The following is an 11,380-nucleotide window of genomic DNA, read 5'->3' on the forward strand; positions in this document are numbered from 1 at the left end:
AGCTTCCCTTTACTCGGCGGGGACGGCGTCGGCGGGACGCTGGTCGATGCGCGGCGCGCGGCCGTGCAGCGCGGCGTCGAGCGCGTCGTGATCGAGCCGGCCTTCCCAGCGCGAGACGACGACGGTCGCCACCGCGTTGCCGATGAAGTTGGTCAGGCTGCGGCACTCGGACATGAAGCGGTCGACCCCGAGGATCAGCGCCATGCCCGCCACGGGCACGCTCGGCACGATCGACAGCGTCGCCGCCAGGGTGATGAAGCCCGCGCCGGTGACGCCCGCCGCGCCCTTGGACGACAGCATCGCCACGCCGAGCAGCAGCAATTGCTGCTCGATCGAGAGGTGGACGTTGGTCGCCTGGGCGATGAACAGCGCCGCCAGCGTCATGTAGATGTTGGTGCCGTCGAGGTTGAACGAATAGCCGGTCGGCACGACCAGCCCGACGATCGTCTTCGGGCAGCCGGCGCGCTCCATCTTCTCGATCAGCGAAGGCAGCGCGCTTTCGGACGAGGAGGTGCCGAGCACCAGCAGCAGCTCGGCCTTGAGGTACGCGATCAGCCGCAGGATCGAGAAGCCCGCCATCCACGACACCGCGCCGAGCACGACGAGCACGAACAGCGCCGAGGTGAAGTAGAAGGTGCCGACCAGCATCGCCAGGTTGGCGAGCGTGCCGACGCCGTATTTGCCGACGGTGAACGCCATCGCGCCGAACGCGCCGACCGGGGCCGCCTTCATCAGGATGGCGACGACCTTGAACATCGCCAGCGAGATGTCTTCCAGCGCGGTGGTGATCCGCTCCCCGCGGTCGCCGACCAGCGCCAGGCCGATGCCGAACAGGATCGCGACGAACAGCGTCTGGAGGATGTTGCCGCCGGTGATCGCCGAGAGGAAGGTATCCGGGATGATGCCCAGCAGGAAGCCGGTCAGCGTGCTCTCATGCGCCTTGGCGGCATAATCGGCGACCTTGCCCGCATCGAGCGAGGCCGGATCGATGTTGAGCCCCGCCCCCGGCCGCACGACATTGGCCACGACCATGCCGACGACCAGCGCCAGCGTGGAGAAGAAAAGGAAATAGCCGAACGCCTTGGCGGCGACCCGGCCCACCGCCTTGAGGTCGCGCATGCCCGCGATGCCGGTGACGATGGTGAGGAAGATCACGGGTGCGATGATCATCTTGACCAGCTTGATGAATCCGTCGCCGATCGGCTTGAGCGCCTCGCCGGTAGCGGGGGCATAATGGCCGATCAGCACGCCCGCGACGATCGCGACCAGCACCTGGGCATAGAGATGCCGGTACCAGGGCAATGCCTTGGCAGGCGCCGCTGCGTGCGCGCCATCATGGGACTCGGCGGGGATACGAACCATCACTTCCTCTCCTTCGGCCTCCGTTGTGCCGGTAGGACTCGATTGAACCATTCTCGATTGCGGAATCATGCGCAGGAAGCGAAAACCCACCCGCGATAATCGCACTTTATATCAGTAGCTTGAGCCACAATCGCTGCCATTCGCGCGCCAAAATTGACACATGCTCGCCTAACAAAGTGCAAAAACTTGCACATCGGTACGCACTGTCGGATAGCGGATCGGTGACGCATCGCGACTCGCTTTCCGGCTGGCGCTATTGGGCGCTCGCTGCGCTGCTCGGCGTAGCGATGGCAGTGGCCGCCGGCTGGATCGCCGGGAACCGCACGCGCGAGACGCTCGTATCCGGCGCCGGCACCAATGCCCAGCTCCGCGCCGCGCTGCTCGACAGCGAGATCGCGCGCTTCCGCCTGCTTCCCCTCGCGCTCGGCGACGACCGCGACGTCGCCGCCACCCTCGCCGGTGCGCCGCCGCGTGCGCTCAACGCGAAGCTGGAAAGTCTGGCCCGCACCACCGGTGCCGCCGCCATCTATGTGATCGGTGCCGACGGCCGCACCCGCGCGGCGAGCAACTGGCGCACGCCGCAAAGCTTCGTCGGCTCGGACTATCGCTTCCGCCGCTATTTCCGCGACGCGAGCACGCGCGGCGAGGCCAGCCAGTTCGCGCTGGGCACGGTGAGTCGCCATTCGGGGCTCTACCTCGCCCGCCGCACGCCGCTGAACGGCGTGATCGTCGTCAAGCTGGAGTTCGATGCGATCGAGGCGGCGTGGCGGCGCGCCGGCGGCGACACCTATGTCGAGGATCCCGCCGGGCTGGTGCTTGTCGCCAGCGACCCCGGGCTGCGCTTCGCCGTCGCCCGGCCGATCCTGCCGGCGGTGCTCGCGGCGCTGCGGCGCGAGGCGGCGTTGCCCGAAGGCTCCGCGCCGGTGCTGCTGCCCCCTGCCCGCGGCGACCTGATCGAGGCGCGCGTGCCGACCAGCCAGCCCGGCTGGACGCTGGCGCTGCGCCGCACGGTCGGCCCGGCCGTGGCGACGGCGCAGCGGACCGCCGGGCTCGGCGCGCTGATGGCGGTGCTGGCGCTGGCGCTGCTGGTCTGGGGCCTGCGCCAGCGCGCGACGCAGCGCCAGCGCCGCACCTCCGAACTCGAAACCGCAGTCGCCGAGCGCACCGCCGAACTCCGCCGCGAGATCGAGGAGCGCGCCGCGCTCGAAGCCCGCGCCGCCGATCTGCGCGAAGGACTACGCCAGGCCAACCGGCTCGCCACGCTGGGCCAGGTCACCGCCAGCGTCGCGCACGAAACCGCCCAGCCCGTCGCCGCGATCCGTACCTATGCCGAGACCAGCGTGCAGCTGCTCGCCCAGGGCGCGACCGACACGGTGCGCGACAATCTCGAGACGATCCGCCGCCTGAGCGACCGGATCGGCGCCGTCACCGCGCAGTTGCGCGGCTTCTCGCGCCGCCAGCCGGGCGAGGTCCGCCCGCTGCCATTGGCCGAGGTGCTCGACGGCGCGCTGCTGATCCTGAAGGAGCAGTTGCGCAGCGTTCGGCTGGAGCGCCCCGTGATCGGCGGCCATCTGCTGGTGATGGGCGGACGGGTGCGGCTGGAGCAGGTGTTCGTCAACCTGCTCCAGAACGCCGCGGAGGCGCTGGCCGGCCGCCCCGATCCGACCATCACGATCCGCGTGACGCTGCGCGACGGCCTGGTCTGGGTCCGCATCCAGGACAACGGCCCCGGCATCGCGCCGGACATCGCCGCGCGGCTGTTCACCCCCTTCGCCACCAGCCGTAGCAACGGCCTCGGCCTCGGCTTGGTGATCGCCAGCGACATCATGACCGATCTCGGCGGCAGCCTGCGCTGGCTGCCCGACGAAGGCGGCGCGTGCTTCGAGCTGGAGTTGCGCCGGGCATGAGCGTGGCCGTCGCCCTGGTCGACGACGATGCCGATTTCCGCGCGGCGCTGGTCCAGCTGCTGACGCTGGCGGGGCACGACGTCCGCCCCTTCGTCGATGCGCCGAGCGCCTTGGCAGCGATCGACCGCGACTTTCCCGGCGTGGTCGTCACCGATGTGCGGATGCCGGGCATGTCGGGGGTCGACTTCTTCCACCGGCTGCGCGCGATCGATCCCGAGCTGCCGGTGATCCTGATGACCGGGCACGGCGACGTCGCCATGGCCGTGGACGCGATCAAGGCGGGTGCCTGGGACTTCCTCACCAAGCCCTTCCCCGGCGATGCGCTGGGCGCCGCGCTGCAACGCGCCGGCACCGCGCGCACGCTCGCGCTGGAGAACCGGCGGCTGCGCGCCGCGACCAGCGAGAGCGACACCGCGCTGCTCGGCGAAGCGCCCGCCATCCGCCGGCTGCGCGAGATGATCCCGGTGCTGGCCGATGCCGCGCTCGATCTCGTGCTCGAAGGCGCGACCGGCACCGGCAAGGAACTCTATGCCCGTCTGGTCCACCGCGCCGGCAGGCGGGCGCGGCATCGCTTCCAGGCGGTGGACTGCGCGACGCTGCCGCCGGGGATCGACGCGCGCGCGCTGTTCGCCCGCGACGGGCTGGTCGCCCGCGCCGATCGCGGCACGCTGTTCCTCGACCATCTCGATCTCGCCCCGCCCGAGCTGCACCACCGCCTTGCCCAGTTCGCCGAGGCGCGCACCGTCGCCACCGAGCAGCGCGATCCCGATCCCGTCGACGTGCGGATCATCGCGGCGATCGGCGAGGGCGGCGCGGCCGCGCTGCCGCCCGGGCTCTACCACCGGCTGGCCGGCGTGCCGCTGCGGCTGCCGCCGCTGGCCGAACGGCGCGAGGACGTGCCGCTGCTCTTCGCCCACCTCGCGCAACAGGCCGCGCAGCGCCATCGCCGCCCCGCCCCGCCGCTCTCCGAGGCCGCGCACGGCGCTGCCGCACGCGACTGGCCCGGCAATGTCCGCGAGCTGGAGCGCGCGGCGGAGCGCTTCGTCCTGGGCCTCGAGCCTGCCGCCGAGCCGGCGCCCGCCGAAGCGCGGCCGCTCACCGAGCGGCTGGAGGCCTTCGAGCGCAGCGCGATCCTCGATGCGATCGCGGCGGCGGACGGCGAGATCAACGCGGCGATCGCGGCGCTGGGCCTGCCGCGCAAGACCTTCTATTACCGGGTCAAACGGCTCGGCATCGACCTGCGGCGCGCCCGCGGGGTCGAATAGGGCAAGCAAGGAGACCGAAGGTGCGGCGTTTCGTCATCGTGGTGGATACCCAGGCCGATTTCATGCACGCCGATGGCGCGCTTTCGGTAGCAGGTGCCGAGGCGTTGATCGCGCCGATGCGGGCCTGGCTCGCCGATCTCGATCCGGCGGAGACCGCGGGCGTGCTGTTCACCTTCGACACCCACACCGCCGAACGCTTCGCCGGATCGCCCGAGGCCGAGCAATTCCCGCTCCACTGCGAACGCGGCACGCCGGGCTGGGCGAATGTCCTCGACCTTGCCGCGGTGGCGCCGGGCATCCCGGTTTATCGGATCGAGAAGGGCGTGTTCGACATGTGGGCCGAACCCGATCTGCTCATCGAGACGGTCGGCAGCGGCGAAACGCAGCCGCGCGACACCGTCTTCGCGGCGCTGCGGGCGGAGGGCATCACGGACCTGACCGTGATCGGCGTCGCCGCGGACTATTGCGTGCGCTGGGCGATCGACGGCGCGGTGGCGCACGGCTTCACGGTCGAAGTGCCGGTAGCGCTCACCCGCGGTATCGCTCGGCCGATCGCGCAGGTGCTGGCCGAGGATTTCGCCGGCAGGCCCGTCCGGCTGGCCGAGGAAGCGCCCGCCGCCGCATAGGCGGACGCCCTCCCTCGACATCACGCCACGCGGGCAGAACCCGCCATGTGCGGCTCAGCGCAGCGCAGGTGCAAGATAATCGTGGACCACTTCGCCCGGCGCCAGGGTTAGATCCGCGAGGATGTGCGTCGCCGAGACGATCTCGAGCACCGGCAGCTTGGCGACGGGCGCGAGGCAGTGCGGGTGAAGCTCCAGGCTCCCCGGCCCGGTCCAGGCGCCCTTTACGACGACGTCCTGCGGGGCATAGCGGACCAGTTCGCATACCCGCGCGGTACCGTCGACATGCGGCAGCACCTTGAGGAGGAAGGTCGGCGTGGTCAGGAAGTCCGCCACCTTGTCGTGATCGAGCGTCTTGTACTTGTATGCCATGGTCGCCGTGGCGACGCGGACGCCGTTATAGTCGAGCGTGCCGACGATCGCGTCGTTACGCACTTCCAGCTTGGGCTGGGCGAACATCTTGGGGAAGCCCCACAGCTCGCGGCCGGAGGCGATGCCGGCTTCGCTGTCGAGATACATGGCATGGGTGTAGCCCCCCGGGACGCCCTGGTAGCGGACCGGCAGCACCTGGCCGGACTCGGTATAGTCGCCGAGCCCGCTCGAATCCGGCATCTTGATGAATTCATACTTCACGATCGGATCGGCCGGCAGCAGCGGGGCCGGGATCACCTTGGCCAGCGCTTCGGGATCGGTGCGATAGGCGATGATCACGAATTCGCGGTTGACGAAGCGGAACGGCGGCTTGGGATAGGCCGGGCTGCTGACGGGCATCGCATAGGCGGTTGCGCGGATTTCTTCCTCGGTCATGATGGTCTCCTTGGGAATGTTGGCACCAGGTCAGGCGTGAAAGCGGGATCGCGCCGCTCTCGTGAGCGCGGAGGGGTGGAAGGGCGTGGGCGGGAGTGGCGCGGGCTAGCCCTGCGGCGTCCGCTTAAGGCTGCCGCGGGACCGGTCGCCTTCGCCCATTCTCCCGCGCAAAGGCGGCAGGGGTAGAGCCCAGCCGCTCGCGGAAGCGGCGGGTAAAATGGCTCTGGTCCGAAAAGCCGGTCATCAGTGCGATCTCGGCGAGCGGCAGATCGGTTTCGGTGAGGAGGCGCTGCGCATGGAGGATGCGGCGCGCCTCGACATAAGCGAGCGCGGTCGTTCCCATGCTGCGCTTGAACAACCGCGAGAAGTGGAAGCGGCTTACCTTGATCAGCGCGGCGAGATCGGCGAGCTCGATGGTGCGATCGATATTCCCATCGATATAGTCGGTGATGCGGACGAGTTCGGCCCGACCCAGCCCCGCCGCCTGGCGACCGTTCGGTACCGGCAATGCCGCGTAGAGGCTGGCCAGCTCAGCTGCGAGCGCGCGCTGAATTGCCTCCTCGACGTGCTGGGTCGACGCGGCGTGCTGGCGGTCCAGCGTATCGAGCAGCCGCTCGACCAGGCGCCGCACCAACGCCTCGCGTTCCGGCGCGGCAACGCTGCGCACCACCACCGCGAGCGCGACTTCGGCCACCTGCGGGGGGCTCGAGCGCAGCCGCGCGCGGTACACCGGAAAAGGCAGTCGCCGATGCTCAGCGACCTTGGACGCCTCCGGAGTCAGAGTGACAACCGCCAAGGCTTCACTGCGCATTGCAACCTCCTCAAGCTTGTTTCGGAGCCCCCCCCCTGTCGGATGCCCCTTCGCGAGCACGATCGCCCGATCGAAGCGCGCCGCCGCGGCAGCATGCTCCGCGCCATGGCAACAAGCCGGGCATGGACGGTCAGGCTGGGTTCCAGAACGGTCGTGCGGCGCCAAACCGCCTCCATCAGCGCCTGCCCGCATACGAACTCGCCGGCACAGGAGGATCGCCAGGATCTGCCGAGCGGGGCTGGCGACCCTGCTCTCGCGGCCGTCGTTGACGCGCGCTTTCCCCCGGGCAAACCAGGCGAAACGGCCCGAAGCCCTCCCTTCTCAAGACATGGTTCGTCACCCGGATAGTCTTTGGATGCGGGGCTTTTACCCGGGGGAGTGGAGGAACGAAGTTACTTGGCGTGACTCACGCCTGGTCTAACGGGGGTAACGCGGCGTTACTCCCTTGGCGGGCCCGCGACGAAGATGCCTGCATCGATCCAGCCCACGCGGCTGCCCTCATGCCACATCCGCTCGGCGTTCGCGGGGTCGATCGCGTATTCCGCCGCAGCCCGCGCCAGAGCCGCTGCAACATCCGCACCGGCATGCATCGCTGCCAGGAATGCGAATTGCGGCGCAGTCAACGCAAGCGTCCGCACGACATAGTCACGGCGGACGAGCGCTACATGACAGGTCTCGGGCAAAGGCAGCTGCGGTGCCTCGCCGCGGCGGACGGCGTGGTAATAGCGGGGCGCGGGAAAGCGATAGCGGCCGAGTGCGAAGGCAGGCTGCAGCCGGAGCGACGTGTCGTCGCTCTCCGTCGTTGCGAACGGCCGCCCCTCGTTGCCCGATGCGTCGAACAGCTGAAACACGGCATATTCGAACCGCGCCAGATCGATCATGAAATCGACCCAGTTCTCGGCCGCCCCCGCGTCGGGGCGGCTGGCCTCCATCCAGTCGGGGAAGCGGCGGCCGAGATCGTAGAGCGTATGGCGCTCGGGCGGGCAGTCGCGAAGATAGTCCGCGACGAAATCGTCGAACAGCTCGCGTCCGAGCGCATGGCAGAGCGCCGGAAACTGCTCCCGCATGCAGGCGACGATGCGCAGGACGTACCCGCGCTGATAGACGGCCAGCCCCGCCGCGGCGGATAGCCTGCCGTCGCTCGCAAAGAGAGCCTGCGCGGTGGCGGGGTGGGCGGCGGGATCAAGCAGCGCGGCATGCATCCGGCGCTGCGCGTCCGCCAGTCCGGTCACGCGGCGTCCTCCAGCACGCCGATCGTGCGGGGGAGCAGAAAGCCCATCGGCCCGGAGACGCCCTCTCCTTCCGGTGCCGATGCAGGCCGCGCCGCCGAGGCCGACCCCGCCTCCATATGCTGCTCGGCCTTGCGAAGCTCGGCGAGGCAGTCCTCGAAGCTTGGGATGTGATCGTCCCATTCCAGCAGCGTGGCGGCGCCGCCGGTGCGTTGCCATGCGGTGCGGAACAGCGCCCACACCTCGGGCCGCACCGGCCGATCATGGGTGTCGATGACATGGGTGCCGCAATCCTGGTGCCCGGCAAGATGCATCTGGACGACGCGGTCGCACGGGAACGCGTCGAGATAGGCGAACGGATCGGTGCCCGCGTTGAAGCAACTCACATACACATTGTTGACGTCGAGCAGCAGCCCGCACCCGGTTTCCGCCGCCAGCGCGCGCAGGAAATCGGGTTCGCTGATCGTCGACTGGGCGAAGCGGACATAGGAACTGGGATTCTCCAGGATCAGCGGCCGCTCGAGCACCTCCTGCACCTGCCGCACGCGCGCGCTGACATGCGCAAGGCTCTCCTCGGTGAGCGGCAGCGGCAGCAGGTCGTGCGTGTTGCGGCCGTGCACGCCGGTCCAGCACAGATGATCGCTGATCCAGGCGGGGCCGATTGCATCGGCCAGCCGCTTCAGCGATGCCAGATATCCCCGATCGAGCGGATCGGTGCTGCCGATCGACATCGATACGCCGTGCAGCACCACCGGGTGACGCTCGGCGACCGCTTCCAGCATCGCACGGGGCCGTCCGCCCGAATCCATGAAGTTCTCGGAGATCGCCTCGAACCAAAGGTCGTCCGGCGCGGCAGAGAGGATCGCATCGAAATGCACGTTGCGCAGCCCCAGGCCGAGGCCCAGGCGAGGCAACCCGGCGAGCGCATCGTCAGCTGCAGCCACCGGCACCGCTCATCGCGCTGGATCCGCAGGCGGTCATGTTGCCGCGCGACTCGTTGTCGTCGGAGATCCACAGATAGGTGGGGCCGGTCGCAGCAAAGGCTTCGGGCGGCGCGCCGAGCTTTGCCGGCAGCGGCTGGCCGGACGGGAGTTTGCCGTCGCAGCGCGCGGCGAGCAGCGCTGTCCGCGTCGTTTCCCAGTTCGCCTCGAACACCGCGCGGGCGCGGAGCCACACGCTCTTGCCCCGATTGGGCCCGTTGGTGCTGAAGCGCTCGGCATTGATCGGCGTCGCGCACGATCCCTGCGAGCGGCAGGCATTGGCGCCGGGATTGTTCATCTCCTCGCCGGTACCGTAGAGGCCGCAGCCCCCCTGCCCCTTGCACTCGTTCTGGACGTGGCAGGTATGGTCGGTGCCGGTGGCGCAATAGCCCTGCCCGGCACAGGCATTGGGCTCGCGTCCGGGCGCACCGAGCACGCCGAAGCGATCCGCACCCGCACAGGCGTTCAGCCCCATGCACGCGTGGAGCGGAATCCCCTCGGGTTGCGGGCCGATAACGCCCGGCCCCGGAAAGGCGGGCTCGTTCGCATAGGCATAGGGCGTCGGTACCGGCACGCCGGGCGAAGGCGTCGGCTTGGGCGTAGCGCAGGATGCCATGGCTTGTTCCTCGTGCGAGAGCGATCAGCGTTGTTGGGCGGCCGCCCAATAGGGGCCGACATCGGGCAGGTGCATCGGCGCGTTGTCCGTGCCCGTCTTGCAGATCGCGACGCCGACATAATAGATCACGTTCTGCAGCACGCCGACCAGTTCGTCATTCGCCTTCTCGACCTTCACCGCCCTGGCGGTGGCGCGGCCTGGCCGTTGCAGATGGCCCGGATGCGCCACCACGCGCCGCGGATCATGTCGATGGATCAGCGCATTGGCGGCCGCGATCGCCTTGTTGCCATAGGCGGTCAGCCCCTGGAAGGCATGCAGCCGATCGCCCAGCGAGACATTCTCGAAGGTGGGGCCCATATATTTCCCCGCATACGCACCTTCGGGGATGGGGATCTGGCGGATCGTGCGGATATATTTGTCGAGCACCCAGATCATCGACCGATGCAGGCCTTCGTTGAAGAAGAGCTTCTGCTGCTCAGGCGGCACCAGGTAGATCGTCTCGGTCATCACCAGCATGTACTGGAAGCAGGCGCTGCAGAAATTGGCGATGTCGGCATAATGCTCGGGATAGCTCGCCGCGACCGGGCTTTCCGGCATGTCGACCAGCAGCTCGGCATGGAGCAGTTCTTTGCTGGTCACGGCCGGCTGGATCACGTCCGATGGCGGCGGTGGCTGAGAGGGGCGCTGCTCGGCGGTGCCGGCATAGTCGGCGAACTGCGCCTGCAGGCCGAGGAACTTCACATAATGCGACTCCTCCTCCTCCGAGGGATCGTCATAGGGGCTGGGGCCGATCTTGGGGATGGGCTTGCCCTCGCCCTGGTCGCAGATCGTGTCGATCGCGGTCGCGGCGTCGCGGATCGAACGAATCGCGATCAGCGGTGAGCGGCCGGCATGGCTGTCATCGGCATCGGGATAGACCGCGGCGGCAGCCGCGCCCTGCATCGTGCCCGCCCAGCTGGCCGTCGCCGGCGGCGCCGGCTTCCATGGATCGAAGCCGCCGGCGGGATAGACGGTATCCACGTTGTTGGGCGAGTAATTATAAGGCTGGATCGCGCTCGCCATCGCGCCGCGCTGGAAATCTGAATCCGCCAGAAACTGCGTGTTCAGCAGGCAGCGGATATAGGAATAGAATTGCCCGATCGTATCCCAGTCGCGGTCCTGCGGCGGCGCATCCCATTGCTCGGGATACTCGATCTGGAGGAAGTGCCAGAGCTGCTCGAAGCTCAGCTTGCCGAGCGGGATCAGCACCGCGGTGCGGCCGTCCGGTCCCACCGGCCCGCGCGGATTGTGATAGGGCAGCGGCGTGGGATAGGCGGCAGGCGCCTTGCCATAGAGCTGCGGCATCACACCCATCGACCACAGGATATTGGCCGAGAGCGACATGTGGAGCATTTCCTCCACCGCCACGCTCATGAGGATGCCGCCCGCCTTGTTGGCATAGAGCTGGGCGTCGCTGATCGTCTCGCCGCTCTCGGCGTTCCGGACGAGCGAGTAATAGGTGTAGAGATAGATCGGGATCGTCGCGAGTTCGATCTCGACCGCGGTCTGGAGATCGCGCTTGAGCCGCGCGAGCACGTCTTCGCGCGTCCAGCTTCGATTGATTTCCGCGACGAACGCCTGCTCGGCGGGCGTCAGCGGGGTTACGGCATCACACACGTCCACGGGAGCCCCCTCCGGTCCGATCGATGCTGGTTCGGGAGCCAGAGAAGTGCGACGCCGCCCCGATTATCGCCGCTTGTACGAAATGACACCGCAGGCGACAATGGGAAAATACCCATTG

10 protein-coding genes are annotated in these 11,380 nt (G+C 68.6%); 3 read left to right on the forward strand and 7 right to left on the reverse strand.

Annotated features, from left to right (window positions below; translation table 11 throughout):
- Positions 1–9: 9 nt before the first annotated feature.
- Complete coding sequence (locus tag ABIC65_RS11795; RefSeq protein WP_354308870.1) at positions 10–1,362, reverse strand: dicarboxylate/amino acid:cation symporter; 1,353 nt, start codon at positions 1,360–1,362, stop codon at positions 10–12.
- A 287-nt stretch (positions 1,363–1,649) separates the two neighbouring features.
- Between ABIC65_RS11795 and ABIC65_RS11800 the strand changes: the two genes are divergently transcribed.
- Genes ABIC65_RS11800 through ABIC65_RS11810 form a run of 3 tightly spaced genes read left to right on the forward strand, consistent with a single transcriptional unit; the run spans position 1,650 to position 5,160 of the window.
- Positions 1,650–3,269 (forward strand): sensor histidine kinase, encoded by a 1,620-nt coding sequence (locus ABIC65_RS11800; protein WP_436286733.1) that lies wholly within the window; start codon positions 1,650–1,652, stop codon positions 3,267–3,269.
- Complete coding sequence (locus ABIC65_RS11805) at positions 3,266–4,534, forward strand: sigma-54-dependent transcriptional regulator (protein ID WP_354308873.1); 1,269 nt, start codon at positions 3,266–3,268, stop codon at positions 4,532–4,534. The genes ABIC65_RS11800 and ABIC65_RS11805 overlap by 4 nt, the downstream gene beginning before the upstream one ends.
- 20 nt (positions 4,535–4,554) lie before the next feature.
- A complete protein-coding gene (locus tag ABIC65_RS11810; RefSeq protein ID WP_354308875.1) occupies positions 4,555–5,160 on the forward strand; it encodes a cysteine hydrolase family protein in 606 nt (201 codons plus the stop codon).
- A 54-nt stretch (positions 5,161–5,214) separates the two neighbouring features.
- Here ABIC65_RS11810 and ABIC65_RS11815 read toward each other — a convergent pair whose 3' ends face one another.
- The 6 genes from ABIC65_RS11815 to ABIC65_RS11840 all read right to left on the reverse strand — a co-directional run bounded on the left by ABIC65_RS11815 (position 5,215) and on the right by ABIC65_RS11840 (position 11,262).
- Positions 5,215–5,964 carry an acetoacetate decarboxylase gene (locus ABIC65_RS11815; protein ID WP_354308877.1) on the reverse strand — a complete coding sequence of 250 codons (750 nt, stop codon included), beginning with the start codon at positions 5,962–5,964 and terminating at the stop codon, positions 5,215–5,217.
- Between the two features lie 124 nt (positions 5,965–6,088).
- Complete coding sequence (locus ABIC65_RS11820; protein ID WP_354308879.1) at positions 6,089–6,775, reverse strand: helix-turn-helix transcriptional regulator; 687 nt, start codon at positions 6,773–6,775, stop codon at positions 6,089–6,091.
- Positions 6,776–7,212: 437 nt separating this feature from the next.
- Positions 7,213–8,007, reverse strand: a complete 795-nt coding sequence (locus tag ABIC65_RS11825; protein WP_354308881.1) for a DNA-binding domain-containing protein — start codon at positions 8,005–8,007, stop codon at positions 7,213–7,215.
- Positions 8,004–8,948, reverse strand: a complete 945-nt coding sequence (gene bufB / locus ABIC65_RS11830) for an MNIO family bufferin maturase (RefSeq protein ID WP_354308883.1) — start codon at positions 8,946–8,948, stop codon at positions 8,004–8,006. Before bufB ends, ABIC65_RS11825 begins: the two co-directional genes overlap by 4 nt.
- Entirely contained in the window at positions 8,935–9,600 is a 666-nt protein-coding gene (locus ABIC65_RS11835; RefSeq protein ID WP_354308885.1) for a hypothetical protein, read from the reverse strand. Before ABIC65_RS11835 ends, bufB begins: the two co-directional genes overlap by 14 nt.
- 24 nt (positions 9,601–9,624) lie before the next feature.
- Positions 9,625–11,262, reverse strand: a complete 1,638-nt coding sequence (locus ABIC65_RS11840; RefSeq protein ID WP_354308887.1) for a ferritin-like domain-containing protein — start codon at positions 11,260–11,262, stop codon at positions 9,625–9,627.
- Positions 11,263–11,380: the final 118 nt, after the last annotated feature.

The organism is Sphingomonas trueperi, from assembly GCF_040545665.1.
GTDB classification, from domain to species: domain Bacteria; phylum Pseudomonadota; class Alphaproteobacteria; order Sphingomonadales; family Sphingomonadaceae; genus Sphingomonas; species Sphingomonas trueperi_B.